19 protein-coding genes, 1 tRNA gene and 1 pseudogene are annotated in these 21,088 nt (G+C 66.1%); 10 read left to right on the top strand and 11 right to left on the bottom strand.

Annotated elements, in window-relative coordinates:
• Window positions 1–59, bottom strand: a tRNA-Met gene (locus ACFDS3_RS08965).
• 110 nt (window positions 60–169) lie between these two features.
• Between ACFDS3_RS08965 and purM the strand changes: the two genes are divergently transcribed.
• Together purM and purN are read left to right on the top strand one after the other, a co-directional pair.
• Window positions 170–1,213 (top strand): phosphoribosylformylglycinamidine cyclo-ligase, encoded by a 1,044-nt coding sequence (gene purM / locus ACFDS3_RS08960; RefSeq protein WP_375262013.1) that lies wholly within the window; start codon window positions 170–172, stop codon window positions 1,211–1,213.
• Window positions 1,210–1,824, top strand: coding sequence for a phosphoribosylglycinamide formyltransferase (gene purN / locus ACFDS3_RS08955; protein WP_375262012.1), 615 nt, complete (start codon window positions 1,210–1,212; stop codon window positions 1,822–1,824). Before purM ends, purN begins: the two co-directional genes overlap by 4 nt.
• Here the strand turns inward: purN and ACFDS3_RS08950 are convergent.
• From ACFDS3_RS08950 to ACFDS3_RS08940, 3 genes are all read right to left on the bottom strand, one after another.
• Window positions 1,821–2,138, bottom strand: a complete 318-nt coding sequence (locus ACFDS3_RS08950; protein ID WP_375262011.1) for a phosphoribosyl-ATP diphosphatase — start codon at window positions 2,136–2,138, stop codon at window positions 1,821–1,823. The two genes, purN and ACFDS3_RS08950, sit on opposite strands and share 4 nt — an antisense overlap.
• The gene (gene hisF / locus ACFDS3_RS08945) at window positions 2,135–2,896 is read right to left on the bottom strand and encodes an imidazole glycerol phosphate synthase subunit HisF (RefSeq protein ID WP_375262010.1); all 762 of its coding nucleotides are present in this window, start codon (window positions 2,894–2,896) and stop codon (window positions 2,135–2,137) included. Before hisF ends, ACFDS3_RS08950 begins: the two co-directional genes overlap by 4 nt.
• 61 nt (window positions 2,897–2,957) lie before the next feature.
• Window positions 2,958–5,261: an FdhF/YdeP family oxidoreductase gene (locus ACFDS3_RS08940; protein WP_375262009.1), complete on the bottom strand. Its 2,304-nt coding sequence runs from the start codon at window positions 5,259–5,261 to the stop codon at window positions 2,958–2,960.
• A gap of 137 nt (window positions 5,262–5,398) precedes the next feature.
• On the opposite strand from ACFDS3_RS08940, the gene fdhD reads away from it, so the two are divergent.
• Complete coding sequence (fdhD, locus tag ACFDS3_RS08935; RefSeq protein ID WP_375262008.1) at window positions 5,399–6,175, top strand: formate dehydrogenase accessory sulfurtransferase FdhD; 777 nt, start codon at window positions 5,399–5,401, stop codon at window positions 6,173–6,175.
• A gap of 8 nt (window positions 6,176–6,183) precedes the next feature.
• Here the strand turns inward: fdhD and hisA are convergent, their stop codons facing one another.
• Window positions 6,184–6,903 (bottom strand): 1-(5-phosphoribosyl)-5-[(5-phosphoribosylamino)methylideneamino]imidazole-4-carboxamide isomerase, encoded by a 720-nt coding sequence (gene hisA, locus ACFDS3_RS08930; RefSeq protein WP_375262007.1) that lies wholly within the window; start codon window positions 6,901–6,903, stop codon window positions 6,184–6,186.
• A gap of 144 nt (window positions 6,904–7,047) precedes the next feature.
• Here hisA and ACFDS3_RS08925 point away from each other — a divergent pair, with 144 nt between their 5' ends.
• Together ACFDS3_RS08925 and ACFDS3_RS08920 are read left to right on the top strand one after the other, a co-directional pair.
• A complete protein-coding gene (locus tag ACFDS3_RS08925) occupies window positions 7,048–7,428 on the top strand; it encodes a DUF2147 domain-containing protein (RefSeq protein WP_375262014.1) in 381 nt (126 codons plus the stop codon).
• Between the two features lie 72 nt (window positions 7,429–7,500).
• Window positions 7,501–8,322 carry an alpha/beta fold hydrolase gene (locus ACFDS3_RS08920; protein WP_375262006.1) on the top strand — a complete coding sequence of 274 codons (822 nt, stop codon included), beginning with the start codon at window positions 7,501–7,503 and terminating at the stop codon, window positions 8,320–8,322.
• Between the two features lie 47 nt (window positions 8,323–8,369).
• Here the strand turns inward: ACFDS3_RS08920 and ACFDS3_RS08915 are convergent, their stop codons facing one another.
• On the bottom strand, window positions 8,370–9,179 hold the full coding sequence (locus ACFDS3_RS08915) for a LysR family transcriptional regulator (protein WP_375262005.1): 810 nt from the start codon (window positions 9,177–9,179) through the stop codon (window positions 8,370–8,372).
• 92 nt (window positions 9,180–9,271) lie between these two features.
• On the opposite strand from ACFDS3_RS08915, the gene ACFDS3_RS08910 reads away from it, so the two are divergent.
• Window positions 9,272–9,436, top strand: a complete 165-nt coding sequence (locus ACFDS3_RS08910) for a hypothetical protein (RefSeq protein ID WP_375262004.1) — start codon at window positions 9,272–9,274, stop codon at window positions 9,434–9,436.
• Here ACFDS3_RS08910 and ACFDS3_RS08905 read toward each other — a convergent pair.
• The 3 genes from ACFDS3_RS08905 to rimK all read right to left on the bottom strand — a co-directional run bounded on the left by ACFDS3_RS08905 (window position 9,429) and on the right by rimK (window position 13,008).
• Complete coding sequence (locus tag ACFDS3_RS08905) at window positions 9,429–9,782, bottom strand: SUF system Fe-S cluster assembly protein (protein WP_375262003.1); 354 nt, start codon at window positions 9,780–9,782, stop codon at window positions 9,429–9,431. The genes ACFDS3_RS08910 and ACFDS3_RS08905 overlap by 8 nt on opposite strands.
• Window positions 9,783–9,843: 61 nt before the next feature.
• Window positions 9,844–11,559 carry a mechanosensitive ion channel family protein gene (locus ACFDS3_RS08900; RefSeq protein WP_375262002.1) on the bottom strand — a complete coding sequence of 572 codons (1,716 nt, stop codon included), beginning with the start codon at window positions 11,557–11,559 and terminating at the stop codon, window positions 9,844–9,846.
• 48 nt (window positions 11,560–11,607) lie between these two features.
• Complete coding sequence (gene rimK / locus ACFDS3_RS08895) at window positions 11,608–13,008, bottom strand: 30S ribosomal protein S6--L-glutamate ligase (protein ID WP_375262001.1); 1,401 nt, start codon at window positions 13,006–13,008, stop codon at window positions 11,608–11,610.
• 176 nt (window positions 13,009–13,184) lie between these two features.
• On the opposite strand from rimK, the gene tgt reads away from it, so the two are divergent.
• Window positions 13,185–14,312, top strand: coding sequence for a tRNA guanosine(34) transglycosylase Tgt (gene tgt / locus ACFDS3_RS08890; RefSeq protein WP_375262000.1), 1,128 nt, complete (start codon window positions 13,185–13,187; stop codon window positions 14,310–14,312).
• Here tgt and pyrC read toward each other — a convergent pair.
• A complete protein-coding gene (gene pyrC / locus ACFDS3_RS08885; protein ID WP_375261999.1) occupies window positions 14,309–15,349 on the bottom strand; it encodes a dihydroorotase in 1,041 nt (346 codons plus the stop codon). The genes tgt and pyrC overlap by 4 nt on opposite strands.
• 169 nt (window positions 15,350–15,518) lie before the next feature.
• On the opposite strand from pyrC, the gene ACFDS3_RS08880 reads away from it, so the two are divergent.
• From ACFDS3_RS08880 to ACFDS3_RS08870, 3 genes are all read left to right on the top strand, one after another.
• Entirely contained in the window at window positions 15,519–17,744 is a 2,226-nt protein-coding gene (locus tag ACFDS3_RS08880; protein WP_375261998.1) for a glycosyltransferase family 2 protein, read from the top strand.
• Window positions 17,745–17,811: 67 nt separating this feature from the next.
• On the top strand, window positions 17,812–19,383 hold the full coding sequence (locus ACFDS3_RS08875) for a class I SAM-dependent methyltransferase (protein ID WP_375261996.1): 1,572 nt from the start codon (window positions 17,812–17,814) through the stop codon (window positions 19,381–19,383).
• A complete protein-coding gene (locus ACFDS3_RS08870) occupies window positions 19,380–20,759 on the top strand; it encodes a hypothetical protein (protein ID WP_375261995.1) in 1,380 nt (459 codons plus the stop codon). Before ACFDS3_RS08875 ends, ACFDS3_RS08870 begins: the two co-directional genes overlap by 4 nt.
• Window positions 20,760–20,789: 30 nt before the next feature.
• Here the strand turns inward: ACFDS3_RS08870 and ACFDS3_RS08865 are convergent.
• Window positions 20,790–21,088: pseudogene (locus ACFDS3_RS08865) on the bottom strand (hypothetical protein); the annotation flags it as partial.

Below are 21,088 nucleotides of genomic sequence, written 5' to 3'. Positions count from 1 at the left end.
GGAGGGACTTGAACCCCCAACCAAAGCGTTATGAGCGCTCTGCTCTAACCAATTGAGCTACAGGCCCGTCTGCCCCGCCCTTAGCAGAGCTGCGCGGGCAGGGGAAGCGCCCGACTTGCGGCAAAGCCCGTTCCGCGATAACGCCGCGGCACATATTCCGGGGGCTGCCATGACCGATAAAGACGACGGACTGACCTATGCCGCTGCGGGCGTGGACATCGCGGCCGGTAATGACCTTGTCGAGCGGATCAAGCCGGCAGCCGCACGCACCAAGCGGCCCGGCACGATGTCGGGGCTTGGCGGCTTTGGTGCGCTCTTCGATCTTAAGGCGGCCGGCTTCAGCGACCCTGTTCTTGTGGCTGCGACGGACGGTGTCGGCACAAAGCTGCGCATCGCCATCGACACGGGCGAGGTCGGGCAGGTCGGCATCGACCTCGTCGCGATGTGCGTCAACGATCTCGTTTGCCAGGGCGCCGAGCCCCTGTTCTTTCTCGACTATTTCGCGACGGGCAAGCTGGATGCCGAGGCCGCCGCGCGCGTAGTCGAAGGCATCGCCGAAGGCTGCGCCCGGTCGGGTTGCGCGCTGATCGGGGGCGAGACGGCCGAGATGCCGGGCATGTATCACGGCGGCGACTTCGATCTTGCCGGCTTTGCCGTCGGCGCGATGGAGCGGGGCAGGGCGCTGCCCACCGGCGTGGTGGACGGGGACGTAATCCTCGGCGTCGAAAGCAGCGGTGTCCATTCCAACGGCTTTTCGCTGGTCCGCCGGATCGTCGAGCGTGCAGGCCTCGCCTGGTCCGACACCTGCCCGTGGGACGAAAGCACGACGCTCGGCGCTGCGCTGCTGACGCCGACGGCGCTTTACGTCAAGGGTGCGCTCGGCGCCATCGAGGCCGGCGCCCATGCCTTTGCCCACATCACCGGCGGCGGCTTGGTCGAGAACCTGCCGCGCGTGCTGCCGGACGAACTCGGGGCCGAGATCAACCTCGGCGCGTGGGAGCTTCCGCCGGTCTTTACATGGCTGCGCCAGCAGGGAGGGGTCAGCGAGGCCGAGATGCTCCGGGCCTTCAACTGTGGCATCGGGTTCGTTGTCGTCGTCCCCGTGGACGGCGCCGCCGAGGCGACCGCAGCCTTCGAGGCCGAGGGTCAGACGGTCCACCGGATCGGCCGCGTTGCCAAAGGCGCGGGCATGACCACCGTCGGCGCCCTGTGAAGCGCGTCGCCATCCTCCTTTCGGGCGGCGGGTCGAACATGGCCCGCCTCGTGCAGAGCATGACGGGCGATCACCCCGCGCGGCCCTGCCTGGTGTTGTCGAACGATCCGAACGCGGGCGGTCTCGTGCGGGCACGGAACTGGGGGATCGCGACGGCCGCGGTGGATCATCGTCCCTTCGCCGGGGACCGTGCGGCGTTCGAGGCGGCCTTGTCCGGCCCCCTTCGCGCCGCACGGCCGGATGTGATCTGCCTTGCCGGCTTCATGCGGATCCTGACCGGCGACTTCATAGCGGAATGGGAAGGGCGGATGCTGAACATCCACCCGTCGCTTCTGCCGAGTTACCGGGGCCTTCGGACCCACGCCCGCGCCCTCGAGGCCGGTGAGCGCGATGTCGGCTGCACGGTCCACGAGGTGATCCCGGATCTCGACGCAGGGCCGATCCTGGGCCAGGCGCGCGTGCCGGTGCTCGAGGGGGACGATCCTGCGACCCTCGCCGCGCGCGTCCTGACGATGGAGCACCAGCTTTATCCGGCGGTGCTGTACCGCTACGTCCTGGGAGATCGCACCCCGGTGATCATGGACTGGACCGCCGACAACCGAGCCAGCTAACGCGATGCCTTTTCGTCGAGGCCGGAGCGACCTTCGCGGCGGGTCAATTCGGCGTCGATATCAGCCAGCGTCACGTCGCGCGTTGCGCACATGACCATCAGGTGATAGAGCACATCGGCTGCCTCCGAGGTCAGCCGCGCCCGATCGCCTTTTACCGCTTCGATGATCGCCTCGACGGCTTCTTCGCCGAACTTTTCGGCCGCCTTTTCGGGGCCCTTCGCCAGCAGTTTGGCCGTCCAGCTTTCATCCGGGTCCGCGCCCTTGCGCAGCTCGATCGTCGCGGCGAGACGGGCGAGGGCGTGATCGTCCTTCATGCGAGCCTCACGGGAATGCCGGCGGCGGCCATGTGCGCCTTGGCCTCGCCGATGGTGTAGTCGCCGAAGTGGAAGATCGACGCGGCCAGAACCGCCGACGCGCCGCCTTCGGTCACGCCTTCGACGAGGTGGTCGAGCGTGCCGACGCCGCCGCTCGCGATTACCGGGACCGACACCGCGTCCGAGATCGCGCGGGTCAGCGGAAGGTTGAAGCCGGACCGCGTACCGTCCCGGTCCATCGAGGTCAGCAGGATCTCTCCAGCACCCTTGGCCACGACGTTCTGGGCAAACTCGACCGCGTCGATGCCGGTAGGCTTGCGGCCGCCATGGGTGAAGATCTCCCATCGACCGGGCTCCACCGTCTTGGCGTCGATTGCGACGACGATGCATTGCGCGCCGAAGCGGTCGGCGGAATCGGCAACAACGTCCGGATTGGCGACGGCGGCCGAATTGAACGAGACCTTGTCGGCACCAGCCAGCAGCAGGTTGCGCACGTCATCGGCCGTCCGCACGCCGCCGCCGACGGTCAGCGGCATGAAACACTGTTCCGCAGTCCGGCGAGCGAGGTCGAACATCGTGCCGCGATTTTCATGCGTGGCGTGGATGTCGAGAAAGCACAGTTCGTCCGCGCCGGCGGCGTCATAGGCGCGCGCGGCTTCCACGGGGTCGCCTGCATCGCGCAGGTCCACGAAATTGACGCCCTTGACCACGCGGCCATCAGCCACGTCGAGGCAGGGAATGATGCGGGTTTTCAACATGGCGCTTCAGTAGCCGCGACGCGCGCGGGGAACAAGTATTCGCTGCTGCCGCGCGAACCTGTCAGGCCGCCTCGTCCCGCTCGATCCGCACCGGCACGCCTTTTGACCCTGGCGTTTTCGAGGCCGCGTCGTGCAGCGACAGGGGCATCAGGACATTTGCTTCGGGATAATACGAGCCGACCGTGCCCTCGGGGATCTCGAAGCGGATCACCGACAGCGCGCCGAGGCGCCGTTCGATTCCGTCGCCGGCATCGCCGACGAGGGCCACGCGATCCCCGTGCTCCAGCCCTTCGCGGGCCATGTCGGCCTCGTTCATCAGGACGACGTCTCGCGTCCCTTCGATCCCGCGCAGGCGGTCCGAATGGCCGTAGATCGTCGTGTTGAACTGGTCGTTCGAGCGCATGGTCATCAGCGTGTACCGTCCCTCGATCCGTTCGAACGCCAGCGCATTCAGCCGGTCGGGCGTGGTGAATTGCGCCTTGCCGCTTTCCGTCTGCCACTTGCGGAAGTGGGCGGGATTCTCGCGCCAGAAGCCGCCGGGCTGGTTCATGCGCTTGTTGTAATCGCGGAAATCGTCGGGATAGGTCGCTTCGATCAGGTCACGCACCTTGCCGTAGTCGGCCACCCAGTCGCGCCAGGGACGATGGGCGTTCGGCTCTGTCACGCGCTCGGCGATCCCGGCAACGATGGCGAGTTCGGATTTCAGGTGTTCGGATGCGGGGGAACGGTGGCCGATGGAGCCATGGATAAGCGAGAAGCTGTCCTCGGTCGAGATGTACTGGTTGCCGGTGGCCTGCTCGTCGACTTCGGACCGCGCAAGGCAAGGCAGGATGTAGGACCGCTTGCCGGGGTGGAGGTGGCTTCGGTTGAGTTTGGTCGAGATCGAGACGGTCAGGTCCTGCTCGCGCCAGGCATCCTGGATGCGGCCGGTATCCGGCACCGCGCGCACCAGGTTGCCGCCCAGGTTGAGCATCGCGCGCACGCTGCCGTCGAGGATGCCTTCGACCGCATCGACGATGTGGGTGCCGTCCTTTTCGGGCGGATCGAAATCGAAGAGCTCGCGAAGCTTGTCCATGGGGACGAGATTGGTCTTCTCCGCGATGCCGACGGTGCGCTGCCCCTGCACGTTGGAATGTCCGCGGACAGGGCAGACGCCCGCGCCCGTGCGGCCGATATTGCCGCGCAGGAGCAGCAGGTTGACCAGCATCGCGACGTTGTCGGCGCCTCCGGCCTGCTGCGTCAGCCCCATGCCGTAGACGCCGATCACCCGCTCGGCCTCCATGTAGACCTGCGCCGCGTCGCGAAGATCGGCTTCGGTTAGGCCGCATTCATCCGTGATGGTTTTCCATTCTGCAGTGCGGGCGCGGTCAATGAAGGTGTCGAAGCCGATCGTGTGCTCTTCGATGAACGGCCAGTCGATCGGACCCTCGCGCCCCTCGGCGCGGGCGGCATCGTCGGCCTCAATCACCGCCTTGCAGATCCCTAGGATCGCCGCGATGTCGCTGCCCGCCCTCAGCTGGTGATACTGGTCGGAGATCTTCGTCTCTTCGCCCGTCAGCATCGCCGTCGGGTTCTGCGGGTCTACGAAAGAGACGAGGCCCTGCTCGCGGATCGGGTTGAAGGTGACGATCTTCGCGCCGCGCTCCTTAGCGTCCCTCAAGGGGTGGAGGAAGCGGGGCGAGTTGCTGCCGGGGTTCTGACCGAAGAAGAAATAGCAGTCGGTTTCGGCCAGATCCTCCCAGATTACGGTGCCCACGGGCGAGCCAATGACCTTCTTCAGGCCCACGCTCGTCGTCTCATGACACATGTTCGACGATTGCGGCAGGTTGTTGTTGCCGTATAGCCGGGCCAGCAGCGCCCAGAGGTACGATGCTTCGAGACCCGCGTGGCCTGATGCGTAGAAGACGACGCTCTCGCGCGGCAGGTCCTTCAGCACCTCGGCAATGCCGTCGAAGGCTTCCTCCCACGACACCTCGACATAGCGGTCGGTATCGGGGTCATAGCGCAACGGCTGGGTCAAACGTCCCGTCGATTCCAGCTGGTGATCAGTCCAGTCGAGCAATTCGGTGACGGTGTGGTCGTCCCAGAACGCGGGCGTGCACCGCGCCGAGGTCGACTCCCACAGGGTCTTCTTGGCGCCATTCTCGCAGAATTCGAAGTGGCTGTAGTTCGGCGGCTTGGACCACGCGCACGAGGCGCACATGAACCCGCCGGGCTTGTTTTGCCGGCCGAGCGTCTCGATCACGCCTGGCGTCGGCCACGACCTGCCGAACAGTTCTGTCATGCCGCGCATCGACCCCCAACCTCCGGCGGGTCCGACCTTGCCCGGCTGATCGGTATGCTGCTTGTCCTCGTCGTGTGACATCGAGACACCTTCCTCTTCATGACTCGCAGGTTCAACGGCCGGACCCTCAAAAAGATGCAGGGGAGACGCGGCAATCTTCGCCGGAACCGCAGGGCTCGCCAGTTGCTTGTCTGATGAACGAAGGGGAGAGACGCCGGATGGCCCAATTGGCCCTTGTTCCACCGACCCAAGCCGCAGCGCCTCGCGGATTGCCCGACGAGGTGCCGGTCGCCATCACCTGCAACGGGTCCAGTCAGGCGGTAATGATGGCTTCTCCGCACGACATCGAGGATTTCGCCTGGGGCTTCACCTGGACAGAAGGAATCGTTTCGGGCCGGGCGGAGGTCGAGCAGTTTGACACCGTCGACCACGGCGCGAACGGAATCGAGGCGCGGTTCTGGCTGACGTCAGACCGGGCCGAAGCCCTTGCCGCACGGCGCCGTGAGCGGGTCGGCCCGGTGGGGTGCGGCCTGTGCGGTATCGAAAGCCTCGAAGAGGCGACGCGCCCTTTGCCGCGGGTCGACGCTGGGGGCGCGATACCGGCATCCGACATCGCCCGCGCGACCGATATGCTGCGCACGGCGCAATCCCGCAGCGCTCACTGCCGGGGGTTGCACGCGGCTGGGTTTCTGCAGCCGGGCCGAGGCGTCGGAACCGTGCGCGAGGATGTCGGGCGGCACAACGCGCTCGACAAGGTGTGCGGAGCGGTGCTTCGGGCGGGAAAGGATGCGGCTGCCGGTGCTATCGTCCTGTCGAGCCGGGTATCCATCGATCTCGTGCAGAAGACGGCGACCGCGGGCTGCCCCATACTCGTCGCCGTCTCGACCCCCACGCGCGCGGCCGTCGCGGCTGCCGAGGCGGCCGACCTGACGCTCGTGGCGCTTGCCCGCGGCGGTGCGTTCGAGGTCTTCACCCACCCGCGCCGCATCGTCTGAGGAAAGGCCTAGCTGCGCAGCGCGTGAAGCGCCCGAGCAAGGTCGATCGCCCCGTCATAGATGGCCCGGCCCGAGATCGCGCCGGCAATCACGCCCGTGTCGCGCAGAGTCGTGAGATCCGCCATTGACGATACGCCACCGGACGCGATGACCGGGATCGACACGGCGCGGGCAAGCGCTTCGGTCGCCTCCACGTTCGGACCCGCCATCGCGCCATCCCGATCGATGTCGGTGTAGATGATCGCCGCCACGCCCGCGTCCTCGAAGCTGCGCGCAAGGTCGGTGACCTGCATGTCGGTCTCTTCGGCCCAGCCGCGCGTGGCGACGCGGCCGTTCCGTGCATCCAGCCCCACGGCGACACGTCCGGGATGCTTGGCGGCGGCCTGCCGCACGAGGTCCGGGTTCTCGACCGCCACCGTGCCGAGGATCACCCGCGCGAGGCCCTTGTCGAGCCACATGTCGATGGTGTCCATGTCGCGGATGCCGCCGCCCAGCTGGCATGGCACGTCCACGCGCTTCAGGATGCCATCGACCGCTGCGCCGTTGATCGGCTTGCCCTCGAACGCGCCGTTCAGATCCACGAGGTGCAGCCACTCGCATCCCGCCTGCTGGAACGTCACCCCCTGGGCGGCCGGGTCTTCGCCGAACACGGTGGCCGCGTTCATGTCGCCGCGCAGCAAGCGCACGCATTGGCCGTCCTTGAGGTCGATGGCTGGGTAGAGGATCATGGCGCTCTCCGGAGCATGGGCTTTTGCGCGCCTTCTGTCATCGTGCGGCAGCCTTGCCAAGCCGACCCAACGTCACGCTTTGTCGGCGCCGCGGATTGAGCAAGCATCAAGAAGATTTCATGGGAGGAGACACACTTGAAACGCATGCTCATCGCCCTCGCGGCGACCTTCACCCTTGCCGGCATGGCGGCCGCCGACCCGATCGAAGGAACCTGGCAGACCCAGCCCGACGAAGGGCGCGTCGGCCACATCCAGATCACGGCTTGCGGCAACGGGTTCTGCGGCACCAAGATGCGAACTTTCGACACCAGCGGCACGCCGGTGCAGTCGCCGACGGACGGCGTGCAGATCGTCCGGTCGATGGTTCCAAAAGGCGACGGCCGGTACACCGGCGAGGTGTACCGCCCGTCCAATGACAAGGTCTATTCGGGCAAGGCTGCGGTCAGCGGCAACCAGATGACCCTGTCGGGCTGCGTGGCGGGCGGGTTGATCTGCAAGAGCCAAACCTGGGTGAAGGTCCAGTAGTCCGGCGGAACGACACGGCCGCGCATGGTGTTGGTCCCGGACCCTGACAATCGGGAAAAAGGACCGACACCCATGCCCATCGTGCAAACCACCGACAAGACCGAGCTTTTCGTCAAGGACTGGGGCGAGGGGCGCCCGGTCGTGCTGATCCACGGCTGGCCGCTCAACTCGGACAGCTGGGAGCACCAAGCCGTCGCCCTGACCGAGGCGGGCTATCGCGTCATCTTTTACGATCGCCGAGGGTTCGGCCGGTCGGGTCAGCCCTTCAAGGGATACGACTACGACACGATGGCCGACGACCTGGCGAGCGTGATGGAGGCGCTCGACCTGCGCGATGTGAGCCTCGTCGGCTTCTCCATGGGCGGAGGCGAGGTCGCACGCTATGTCTCGCGCCACGGCACCACAAAGCTGCGGCAGGCGGTGCTGGTGTCGTCCATCGCGCCGTTCATGAAGAAGACGGATGACAACCCGAACGGTGTCGGTGAGGATGTCTTCACGCAAATGAAGGACGCCATCAAGAAGGACCGCCCCAACTTCATGCGCGACTTCTTTCCCGGCTTCTACGGCAACGAAACGGCGGCCGGCGGCGTCTCAGAAGGGGTTCTGCACTGGACGTGGGCGATGGCAATGATGGCGTCGCCCAAAGCCACGCTCGATTGTGTCGACGCCTTCGGCCACACCGACCTGCGCCGAGACATGGCGGCTTTCGACATCCCTACGCTGATCGTCCACGGCACCGGCGACGAGGTTGTGCCGATCGACACGTCCGGCCGCGCTGCCGCCGCAGCCATCAAGGATGCGACGTTGAAGGAATACGATGGCGCCCCGCATGGCCTCACCGCCACCCACGCCGAACAGCTCAACCGGGACCTGATCGACTTCCTGAAAGGCTGAGGGGAACGACGACGGGCCGCTGCGCGCGACCCGTGCGTCAGCGCCTGCTAACCCTTCGGATGTGTCCGCAAATATCGGGCAAGGCCAGCAAGCGCCCGGCGCACCGCGGGCACGGATCGCCCCTCGTGATGCGCAACCAGCCATTCTTCGCTTCGCAGCTCGGGGATCGGCTCTCCGACGCGGATCAGGCCGGCGCGGCGCTTGGCGGCGAAGACCGGCAGCACGATCCGGCCGAGGCCTGCCTCGGCCATTGCGGCGGCGACCGGGCCGCTGTTGGCGCGGGCCGTGACGTCCGCGCCGTGACGGTCGAGCATCCACCGTTGGGACCGCGTGACGAAGCTTCCTTCGGCGGGGCCGATCCATCCGGTCACCTCGGGGGCGGCCGCATAGATCGCGTAGTCCACGAAGCCGACGCGCCGGCCCGCGAGCCACGGGCAGTCGGGCACCGCGTTGCAGATGCCGATCTCGACCTCGCGGCGGCCGATATCGAGCACCCGGTCGCACTGAACGAAATCCGGTGTCCATCCCAAGCCCGGGCGCCAGAAGTCTGTCAGGTGATCGGCAAGGTCGATCATGGTCCAGGTTCCGGCGGTGATCCGCACGCGGGCATTGGCGGGGCGGCCGATTCCCGTGGCCTCCCGCTCCATTCTGGCCGTGCGCCGGGCGAGCGTCTGCCCGGCAGGCGTCAGCGCATATCCGTCCGCACCGTGAAGGAACAGCGCCTCGCCGATCCGGTCCTCGAGCGCCCGCAGGCGCCGGGACAGGGTTGTGGGGCTGAGCCCGGTTTCGACTGCCGCATCGCGCAAGGCACCGCACCGCGACACGGCGGCGAAGAGGCGCAGGTCATCCCAGTTCACGCTTTGCATATCTGCAAGTTTAGTTGCCGGACCGGCCGACGGAAAGCCGGCGCAGGCGCGGTAGAGCAGAATGGTGAAACGGAGGCCCTGACATGACCCGGACACCATTCTACCGCCGTGACCCGCAGCCGCTCAGCGGCTATGAGGTCGAACGCTTGATGATCGCCGAGCGGCTGGCTCGAGAAAGTTCCCGCCGCTCGGTCCGGTGCTGGCTGCGCGCGCTCTTGGCGCTGCTGCGCCGCAAGCCGCCTACATGAAGCCGAGTTCGAGGCGCGCCTCGTCGGACATCATGTCCATGCCCCAGGGCGGATCCCACGTGATGTCGACATCCACCTGCTTGACACCGGGCAGGGGCTCGATCGCCTCGGCGACCCAGCCGGGCATCTCGCCGGCCACGGGACAGCCGGGCGCGGTGAGCGTCATGATCACGCTGACCTCGTTCTCGTCGTTGATCAGGATCGTATAGACGAGACCCAGGTCGTAGATGTTCACGGGGATCTCGGGGTCGTACACCGTGCGGCACGCCTCGACGATCTGCTCGTGCAGAGGATGGTCGGTGGTGGACGGCTTGATCAGCGGCGCCCCTTCCAGCTGGTCTGACATGCGAATTCCCCTCGATCGTCCTAGGATCACATAGGAATTGGCGGCCGGACAGTCCAGAGGGTCAGTCGCGCATGTCGCCCAGCCCGCTTTCCGGAAGCATCTTCCGATCGCTTTCGTTCTCGATCCGCTGGCACTCCTTCAGGATCCGCTCGCCCATGGCGCATTGCATGGGCCAGACCTTGCTCGGATTCTCGACGCGGTACTGGAACCGGATCGTGATCCCGAAGGCGTCATGACCGAGGATCAGGACCTTGCAATCGTCGTCCTTGGTGACCTCGGGCTCTTCTTCGGCGAGATCAAGGAACGCTTCGCGAATCGCGTCGATATCCGCGTGCTGGTGCAGCGTCATCTTGTTCCAGCAGATCTTGCCGCCCGATTCCATCGACCAGTTCTCGAACTTGTCGCTGATGAAGTCGCTGACCGGCACGACCACGCGATTGTCGTCCCAGGTGCGCAACTGGATATAGGTGAAGTGAATGCGCTCCACCGTGCTGAAAACCCCTTGGAAGATGATCAGGTCGCCGATCCGGGCCGAGCGGTTCATGGCGATCTGAAGGCTCGCCAGGATGTTGCCCAGGACGTGCCGCGCCGCAAAGCCGATGATCAAGGTGAGGGCGCCGGCCGAGGCGAGAAGCGAGAACCCGAGCGAGCGGAATACATTGGCCGAGGCCAGCACGATCCCGAGACCGGCGATGCACCCCAAAACGATCGCCGCACGCCGGGCCGCCGTCATGAGGGTGGCATAGTTGCGGACGGTTGAATTGTCTGGATCGGACAGACGCGAGGCGTCGAAGGTGACGATGCGATCCAGCGCGGTGTCCAGAAGCGACATCGTGAACATGAGGATGGCGACCACGTAGGCAATCAGCGTCACCGGCGTCAGGACCGAGGCGACCGCGCCCGACACGGTTAGCACGTTCAACGCAAGGACGAGTACGACAGACGTCGTGACGATGATGATCAGCGGCCACCGGACCGCCCGGAGTGCGACGCGAGACCAATAGCCCGTGGCTCTTCGAGACAGCAGGTCGAAGATCTTGTAGGACAACCATCCCGCAAAACCTGCACCAATGATGATGAGCGGAAGGCCGATCGTCTCGAGCACCCGCGTGCCGAACACGGTCTCCCGCTTGAGCCACATCGGCAGGCCCTTTTCGAACTCGTTCGGCCCGTAGCGTTCATAAAGCGACGGGATCTGCGAGACGGTCCGCTGCGAGAACACCCAAACGGGTTCTCCGTCCGACGGCTTCACGCGGTTCAGACGGATCGCCGCCTCGCGATCACCCTCATCCAGCACACCGATGAGAAGGGAACGGCGCGGGTTTCCGGCCATGGCGGCGGACGACGATTGCCGCGCCTCCAGGGAGTCGGGTCGTTCAAGCAACTGTCGCCATGAGATGATCGCTCGACGTTCCAGAACGTCTGCGAGATGCGACGCCAAGGTCGGTCCGCGCCTCGCCTGATCTTCGGCCGGTATACCGCTGAGGTCGAGCATATGGGCGGCAACCTCGGGCGCGTTCGCGTCGATGGCATCGAGGAAGCTCTCAACCGACCCCTGCGGCGTCCGGCGGTCGACCCAATCCGGCGGCGGGGCCAGTCCCTCGTTCAGCGTCTCGACCGGAAACCACGTGCCCGGCGGTTCGTCACCCGATGGCGACCCGACGCCGCCGTCCTCCTGGGATTGCGAGGATCCGGCGCCGCCGATGGGTTGGGCGGCGGCCGGCAGGCAGAACAGAACGGATGAAAGGGCAAGGGCGGCGGCGCGAAGAATGGTCATGGCGCGAATATGGCGCAAACCTGCGCGAAGTCTCGTCGCGCTCTGCGTTCACCCCGATTGGCCGGATCGACCCCGCTTGCGCGCCGGGGCCGGGCGGGCGCGCTTTTCGATCATGTCGTAGAGCGCGGCGCACAGGTTCTTGCCGCTTGCCGTCTCGGCTCCCTCGAATCCGGGAGAGCTGTTGACCTCGAGCACCTTCGGCCCGTCATCGGACCGGAGCAAGTCCACGCCCGCCAGTCCCAGCCCGAAGGCCCGGGCGGCGCGGATCGCCGTTTCGCGCTCGGTCTTGGTGATCCGGACCGCCGACGCGGTGCCGCCCATGTGGAGGTTCGACCGGAATTCGCCGGCCGCCGCGCTGCGCTTGATCGAGGCTTCGACCCGGCCGCCCATGACGATGCAGCGGATATCCTCGCCATTCGCCTCCTTGACGAATTGCTGCACCAAGAAGTTCGCCTTGAGGCCCCGGAACGCCGAGATCACGCTTTCGGCGGCCTTTTTCGTCTCGGCCAGCACGACCCCCTTGCCTTGGGTCGATTCCAGCAGCTTCACAATAACCGGCGCGGAACCCACGATGTTCATCAGGTTCGCCGTGTCCTTCGGCGACGAGGCGAAGGCGGTCACGGGCATTCCGATCTTCTGGCGGGCAAGCACTTGGTGGGCATGCAACTTGTCGCGGCTGGCGGTGATCCCGGCAGAGCCGTTCAGGCACCACGTCCCGATCGTCTCGAACTGGCGCACGATTGCGGTGCCGTAGGGTGTGATCGAGGCGCCGACGCGGGGAATCACGGCGTCATAGCGGGGCAGGCGCTTGCCGTCGTAGTAGATGTCGGGCGCCATGGCGTTCAGTGTCATGTAGCAGCGCAGGGTGTCGATGACCTCGACCGTGTGGCCTCGCTTTTCGCCCTCTTCGACGAGGCGGCGGGTGGAGTAGGTGTCGGGCTCGCGGCTGAGGACGGCGATGCGCAGCGACCGGTCGGGGGCGACTTCGCGCACCTTGGCTGAGGAGTAGACGTCATAGGTCAGCTCGGGCTGGCAGAAGCTGTCCTGCGGGGCGACCACGGCATCCTCGGGGATGCCCTGACGGCCGATCAGCATTCGGTACTGCATCGAGCCGCGATCGGTCAGCGTCAACTCGACCGGCCAGCTACGCCCGTCGAGTTGCAGCTTGCTCTCGATCACGTAGCGCAGCTCGGCCTCGCCGTTCGAGGATGTCACCTCGCGGCGATCCACCACCGGGGCGGAACAGGCGATGGCAAGGTCCGGCTTCTGCGGAACCGGATACATCAGGAACCGGACCTTCGGGTTCGAGGCGGGGCCGAAGGGCTCGATCTCGAACGCATGAAGCGCCGAGGTCTTGGCACCGGTATCGACCTTGGCTTTCAGCGCCGGCAACCCGAGATCGGGCAGGGCGACCCATTCTTCCCAGCCAAGACGTAGCGGTTCTGTCATGCGTCAGCTCTCCTGCTTCGGTCGCGGGCGTTTCGGTCCGGGGAATTGCGCGAACCTGCGGCGGCCTGCAACCCGAGATACAATCTTCGGATCACAACGACGCGACCGCGCCCCGGGTCCGCGCACGCCTCGGCGGTGCTTCCCATCGCACGCAAGGGGGCGTAAGTCCCGGCGCCATGAACGAGTTCACCTTCACGCTCCATGCGACCGACGGTGCCGCCCGCACGGGTCGCATCGACACCCCCCGCGGCGAGATCCGCACGCCCGCCTTCATGCCCGTTGGCACTGCTGCGACGGTGAAGGCGATGATGCCGGAAAGCGTCCGCGAGACCGGCGCCGACATCCTGCTGGGCAATACCTATCATCTGATGCTGCGCCCCGGTGCCGAGCGGATCGCGCGGTTGGGCGGACTGCACCGCTTCATGAACTGGGACCGGCCGATCCTGACCGACTCCGGCGGATTCCAGGTGATGAGCCTGGCCGAGCTGCGCAAGCTGGACGAAGACGGGGTGACGTTCCGCTCGCATATCGACGGCTCGAAGCACCGGCTGAGCCCCGAGACGTCGATGGAGATCCAGCGGCTTCTGGGCTCGGACATCGTGATGGCCTTCGACGAGTGCCCCGCGCTGCCGGCTGACCGCGACCGCATCGCATCGTCGATGCGCCTGTCGATGCGCTGGGCCGCCCGGTCCCGCGCGGCCTTCGGCGACCGTCCCGGCCACGCCCTGTTCGGCATTCAGCAGGGGGGACTCGAGCGGGACCTGCGGCAGGAATCGGCCGAAGCCCTGCGCGAGATCGGGTTCGAGGGCTATGCCATCGGCGGCCTTGCCGTGGGCGAAGGGCAGGAGGCGATGTTCGACTGCCTCGACTACGCGCCCGGCATGCTGCCCGAGGACAAGCCGCGCTACCTCATGGGCGTGGGCAAGCCGGACGACATCGTGGGGGCCGTGAAGCGCGGCGTCGACATGATGGATTGCGTGCTGCCCTCACGCTCGGGACGGACGGGGCAGGCCTGGACGCGGCGCGGGCAGGTCAACATCAAGAACGCCCGCCACGCCGACGACCCGCGCCCCCTGGACGAACACTGCACATGCCCCGCCTGCCGCAGTTACAGCCGCGCCTACCTGCACCACGTCTTCCGCGCGGGCGAGATGATTTCGGGGATGCTGCTGACCTGGCACAACCTGCACTACTTCCAGGAGATCATGGCCGAGATGCGCGCCGCCATATCCGAGGGCCGCTTCGCCGCGTGGGAGGCCGACTTTCACGCCACCCGCGCGGAGGGCGACATCGAGCCGCTTTAGGCGTCCCGCACCCGCCAGTGCAGGGGCATCCCGGGATCGAAGACAGTGACGGAGCCGTCTTCGGTGTCGATGGCGGCGGGGTAGTCGACCGGCTCGCCCTTCTCCAGCGTGATCGTGCCCTCGTTCACAGGGAGGCGGTAGAAGGCGGGGCCGTTCAGCGAGGTGAAAGCTTCCAGCCGGTTCAGCGCGCCCATCATTTCGAACACTTCAGCGAGGATCGACAGGGTGTTGGTCGCGGTGAAGCAGCCGGCGCACCCGCAGGGCTGCAGCTTGGCGTGATCGGGATGCGGCGCGCTGTCGGTGCCAAGGAAGAAGGAGCCCGCGCCAGAGGTCGCCGCATCGACCAGCGCCCGCCGGTGCGTCTCGCGCTTGGCGACGGGCAGGCAGTAGTAGTGCGGTCTGATCCCGCCGGCGAGGATGTGGTTGCGGTTGATGACCAGGTGATGCGCCGTGATCGTGGCGGCGAGGTCAGGGCCGCCGTCGGTGACGTAGTCCACGGCATCGCTTGTCGTCACGTGCTCCATGACCACGCGCAGGCCAGGAATGTCGCGGCGGATCGGGTCGAGGATGCGGTCGATGAACACAGCCTCGCGGTCGAAGATATCGACATCCGGGTCGACAACCTCTCCGTGGACGAGCAGCGGCAGGCCGATCTGCGCCATGTTCTCCAGTACCCGGCGCACCTTGCCGAAGTCGCGCACGCCCGAGGCGGAGTTCGTGGTGGCCCCGGCAGGATAGAGCTTCACCGCCGTGATCAGCCCGACCTCGGCCGCGGCGCGCAGGTCGCGCACCTCGGTCTCTTCGGTCAGGTAGAGCGTCATCAGCGGCCGGAATTTCGACCCGGTCGGCTTGGCGGCAAGGATCCGGTCGCGGTAGTCGGCGGCATCGGCCCCGGTGACCACCGGGGGCACGAGGTTCGGCATGACGATGGCGCGGGAGAAATGGCGCGAAGTTTCGGGCAGGACGGCCTTCAGCATGGCGCCGTCGCGCAGATGCAGATGCCAATCGTCGGGGCGGCGGATGGTGAGCGTTTCCATGCCGTTCCGATACGATGTCCCGCGGCGGCCGTCCACTGTGCGTGACCCGTGCCAAGACGCGACGCCTTCGGGAAACGCCGTCAGATTGTCTACAAATCGCCATCCTCATTCAGAAGGTTTGCCGGTATCCTCGCGGGTGCGCGCTGACCCAATCCCAGGAGCTGTCCCTGTGGACGTAATACATCGACATGTCCGGACCCTCGACGTGGGGCGCGGCCGCCTTTGGGCGGTGGTGCCGGGCGACGGCGACGTTGTGTCCTGCTTTTTTCCTGCGGGCTTTCCCAAGCAGGCGATCACGAACACCGACGGCTTTTCCGTGAAAGAGTTGCGCTCGATCGGGTCTGGCGTGCAAGTCATTGGCCGCGCCGACCGGGTTGGCGACCAGCGCGTCCTGCCCTTGGCGGGCGAGCGTCGCCTCGCGCCCGAGACGCGCGCAGAAAGCGGCTTGTTTCGCGGCCTGCGCTCGGCGCTGACCCAGCGGATGGCCGAGGATGACAGGGCGCTGCGGGGCTGGCTGAACTGGCACGCCCATCACCACGGGCTAGAGGCGGCGCTTGTCTTGAATCGCAGCGGCGCCAATCCCGCGGATGTCGTCGCGCGGCTGGAGGCGCAGCCGGTCGAGGGGATTGTGCGTGTTGTTCTTCTGACCATCGATCAGCCGCTGGGTCGGCCGGGGGAGGGCGAAGAGCGGTTGCCGTTTTACGCCCCCGACGCGCCGGGCAAGGACCGGATGGAGAGGCCCGCTCCCGATCCCTGGCGCGCCACCTTCGGCGAGATGATCTTCTTCGAGCTTTGCCGCGCGCTCTACCTCGCCGAAGCGCGAGGGGTGCTGAACGTGGACGTATCGGATCTTGTCACGCCGGGCCGCCCCACCGTGTTCGAGATGGCTGAGAACAGCCCCCACGGCGTCGTGCCGCTGGCCGGGCGGCGGATCTATCCCTGGGGCGTGGATGACGCAGCGGCACTTGGTTTCGCTGATCATATCTGCGAGCGCTTCGACGGCGCACCAGGCAATCCTCGCTGGTGCATCGCGCCCGACCGTCTGCCGAAGGGGGCAGTTTGGCGCATGGTGCGGGTTGGCGGCGCCGATGCCGGGGAACGCGCGCGGCTCTACTGGCGCTGCGCCGCCCTGCGTCACCCGACCGAAAAGGTCAGCGAGATCGTCCCCAAGACCGCGCTGGTCGAGGATGCACGCCTCATCGAGACGCTGCCGGCCTTCTTCGGTGGTACTCCGCAGCGCCCGCCGACCGAAAAGTTGAAGCCGTCCGCGACAAGCGACACCAACGCCACCGGCATTGTCACCACGATGAAGAACGAGGGTCCCTTCATCCTGGAGTGGATCGCCTATCACCGCGCCATCGGGGTCGGGACGTTTCTCGTCTACAGCAATGACTGCACCGATGGCACCGACACCATGCTGGACCTGTTGCAGGAGAAGGGCATCCTGCAGCACCGCGACAACCCCTTCCGTCAGACCGATCTCAAGCCCCAGCACGCCGCGCTGCAGGCGGCCGAGACCGAGCCGGCAATCCAGGCGCTCGACTGGGTGGTCTGCATGGATTGCGACGAGTTCATCAACATCCACGTGGGCGAAGGGCGCCTTGGCGACCTTTATGCCGCGGTCCCGGACGCCAACATGATCTCGATGACGTGGCGGCTGTTCGGGAATGGCGACGTGGACGGGTTCCGCGACGAGTTCATCACCGAACGCTTCACCGCCTGTGCTCCGCACCACGTGCGCAAGCCCCATCAGGCGTGGGGCTTCAAGACGCTGACCCGCAATACCGGGATCTTCAAGAAGCTCGGGGTACACCGTCCAAAGGGGCTGAAGCCGCAACTCGTGGAGCACGTGAACTGGGTGAACGGATCTGGTGAGCCGATGCCCGAGACGACGTATCGCAACGCCTGGCGCTCCACCGTCGAGACCTACGGCTACGACCTAGTAACGCTGAACCATTACGCGTTGCGCTCGGCCGAGAGCTTTCTGGTCAAGCGTGATCGGGGCCGAGTGAACCACGTGGATCGTGACCAGGGGCTGAATTACTGGTTTAGGATGAACTTCAACGCCGAAGAGGACCGCTCGATCCACCGGATTTTGCCGCGGCTACGGGCGGAGTACGACCGTCTGCTGGCAGACCCCGAGATCGCGGCGCAACACCGTGCCTGCGTCGCGGCGCACCGCGATAAGATCGACGCGCTGCGCCGGACCGAGAAGTACGACGCCTTCTACCGCGAGATCACCGGCCCGAGGCTGCGCCGTCTCAGCCGGATGCTGGACCGCTTCGGCTCGAACGTCTTTCTCGCCGGTCCCGATGTGATTCCGGACGAGGTGATGGACTATGCCGACCGGCCGGACTTCTTTTTCACAGTGCCCGACGAACAGGTGCCGTCGTGAGAGTGGATGGAGTATTGTGCGAATGGTGCGTCAGGATATGCACCGCGATGTGGAGGACGGCGTTCCCATGACTCTTCCTGAGATCGGCTCGCTCTGGATCGGCCCGGAGCTGACCTGGCTCGAGCAGCTCTGCCTTCAGAGTTTCGTCGATGCGGGGCACGCAGTCACGCTGTTCACCTACGAGCACGTGGCCGGAGTTCCAGATGGCGTCCGCGTGGCCCCGGCGGCCGAGATCATGCCGGGCGACAAGATCCTGCGCCACGCCAGGACGGGCTCGCCAGCTTACCACGCGGACATCTTCCGCCTGCGCCTGATGCACGAGACGGACCTGATCTGGGCCGACGCCGACGCCTATTGCGTCCGTCCTTGGAAGATTGCGCCTGACGCGCCATTCTACGGCTGGATCGCGGGCGATGTGGCGCAGGTCAATAACGGGGTGCTGCGTCTTGCCAAGGGCTCCGAGACCCTGCGCCGAATGACCGACTTTGCGGAGGACCCATATCCGATCCCGCCTTGGCTGTCCGATGCGCGGCGCGCCAGGCTGACCGAGGTTAAGGCATCGGGACAGGGCGTCCACGTGTCCGAGCTGCCGTGGGGCGTGCTGGGTCCGGACCTTCTGACGCATATGCTGCGGGAAACGGGGGAGATCAGTCACGCGGCGGCGCCCCACGTGATTTATCCGGTGCCCTTGCCCGACACTCATCTCATGCTCAAGGGCGACCGTCGGGACCGCGTGGCGGCCCTTGTTGGCGAAGAGACCTTGTCTGTCCACCTGTGGGGGCGGCGTTGCCGTAACGCGGCGGCCAAGCGAGGTGGCCTGCCGCAGCCCGGCTCATGGTTGGCTGAGATGCTCGACCGCCATGGGATTGACCCTGCGCCGACGCGTCGCCTGATCCGGTACCGTCCGCCAAGCAAGGCGGCCCGGCGCGCCGAACTGCCCGAGAAGATCGACTTCTCGATGTTCTCTGATGTCGATGTCGCCAACCTGATCCTGCAGCGGTCCGAGGTGATCGACTCGGGTGCAGCCGTTCGTGCCTGGGTCGCCGGCGACGACGCGCCCCTTCTTGACCTGGCCCGTAGCCAGCGCGAGACCATTTTGTCGGTCGCACTTGAACGGCTTCGAACGCATGTCGAGCGGTTTGTCGACGCCGTGGACACAGACCCGCCAAGCCGGATCGCCGACATCGGGTGCGGATACGGTCTTGCCAGTCTGGTGCTCTACCACCGCTACCAGGCCGAAATGGTTCTGATCGACATCGAAAGCAACGAAGGGCGGCACTTCGGCTTTGCTGACGAGGGAGCGGCCTACGCCGACCTGTCCACCGCACGCGCGTTCCTCGAAGCCAATGGGGTGCCAGCCGGCAAGATCATCACTCTCAACCCGAACAAGGTGCCGGTGGAAGAGGCTGGGACGGTGGATCTGGCAATCTCTCTCATCTCCTGCGGTTTTCATTATCCGGCAAAGACTTACGAGGCGTTCTTCGGGCGGCAGGTTGCTCCGAACGGCCGCATCGTGCTGGACATCCGCAAAGGGTCCGGCGGCATCCCCTACATGCGGCGCTTCGGGTCGGTGGACACACTGGACAAGTCTGCGAAACTGGCCACGATCCTTGTCCTGAAGGAGACGGTCGAAGCATGAGCGTGACGCAGACCGAGATCCGAGAGATCCTCTCTGCGCTGGATCGCGACGACGTGGACCGGGTGGCGGACTTGAATGGCACGGCGCCCGAACTGACCGCGGCGCTGCAAAAGCGGTTCGGCTGCAAGATCGACCTTGTTGCCCTGGGCCCCGAGGGGCAGCGCATGGCCGTGCCTGACGAGGATCTGGGGTCCTACACCTCAGCGGTCGCCGCCAGTGGTGGCAATCCGGAGGCGATACGTGCGGCGCACCCCGACAAGAGGGTGCGCCCCTACGACGTCATCGCGTCCCTGAATGGGTTTGGATCGCACCTCAAGATCAAGCACTTGCGCGGGTTTCTTCAGAAGGCGCTTCACGGGCAGAGCCGGATGGTTCTCGACATCAAGCTGGGCTCGGGCAGCTATCCGTTCCTCAAGGAATTCGGGACCTGCCATACGCTGAACGAGCCGGCCAAGAATCGTCTCGGCCGGGCGGTTCTGTCCGCCACACCCGCCAGCGGCAACTCGGGCCAGTGGTCCGACATCGCGCGCGACCTGGCCGGCGAGCGTGGGTTCTACGAGGATCTGGGCGATCATTCGCTTCTCTTCCAGGACCGCTCAGAGACGCTGGTGGTCACGTTCGACAACCTCGATATCGCGATGGAGAAACGCGAAGAGCGCCGACCCTGGGGCTATTCCTTTATTGAGGCGCAGGGGTGGTCGATGCTCGGCGTGATGGCCGACGGCTGGACGTGGTTCCGCGACAGCGCGGTGGACGACGCTTTCCTGCGCCTGTCGCGCGAGGGCTTCTTTGACCGGTTTGCGCGGGTGATCTTCTACGGGGCGAGCATGGGCGGCTATGGCGCCGCCGCCTTTTCGGCCGCGGCGCCGGGAGCGACGGTGTTTGTGACGTCGCCGCAATCGACGCTCGACAAGTCGGTCGTCCCTTGGGAAGTGCGCTACAAGACCGCATGGGATCGCGACTTCTCCGGCCCGTTCGGTGATGCAGCGGTCGCATCTCGCACCGCGAAGGCCGTGCACCTTCTTTATGATCCATATGTTGCCCCGGACGCGGCGCACGCGGCGCGGTTCACGGGCGAGAACGTTGTCCACTGGCCGTGTCCGCTGCTCGGCCACCGATTGGGTTCGTCGCTGCACCAGATGGGTGCGCTGAAAGAGATCACCGTTGCCGCGATCGAAGATCGGCTGGATCGGCGGATGTTCTACCGCCTGCTCCGCAAGCGGCGGGATCTGCCCCGGTATCAGCGAGAGCTCGTGCATCATGCGGTCGAGCGCGGACACCCGGGTCTCGCGCTGAAGGTCTGCAACCACGTGCTGGCCCGCCGAAAGGACAAGGCGCTGTCGGGAATCGCCCGACAGCTGCAAACCGCGTCTTGATGGATCGCCGAGCCTATGGGACCTGCCGGTTCAATCTTTCCGGAAGGTTGCGGGCAGGGGGCCATCTGCCTTCATCTGCTCCAGGGCGGCATCCAGCTGCTTCTTGAACGACGGCGCATCGCGGCGCGAAGTGACAGCGCGGCACAGGACCGCCGTCAGGAACGGGGATCTGCGCCGCGTCGACCGGCGCAGGGTGCGCGTCAGGAACGGCATGTGGTCGCGTCGACCGCGTAGCAGGCGGTAGATGTCCACGGATCCAAGCCGGCCCGCTCCAAGACCTTCAATCATCGGGTGCAGGGCGCCGATCGCCTCCAATGTGACGTCCAGCG

Origin of the sequence: Palleronia sp., from assembly GCF_042089775.1 — a bacterium.
Taxonomy (GTDB): domain Bacteria; phylum Pseudomonadota; class Alphaproteobacteria; order Rhodobacterales; family Rhodobacteraceae; genus Palleronia.
Note: the sequence above shows the minus strand (reverse complement) of the source record. Positions and strands in the feature narration are given on the sequence as shown.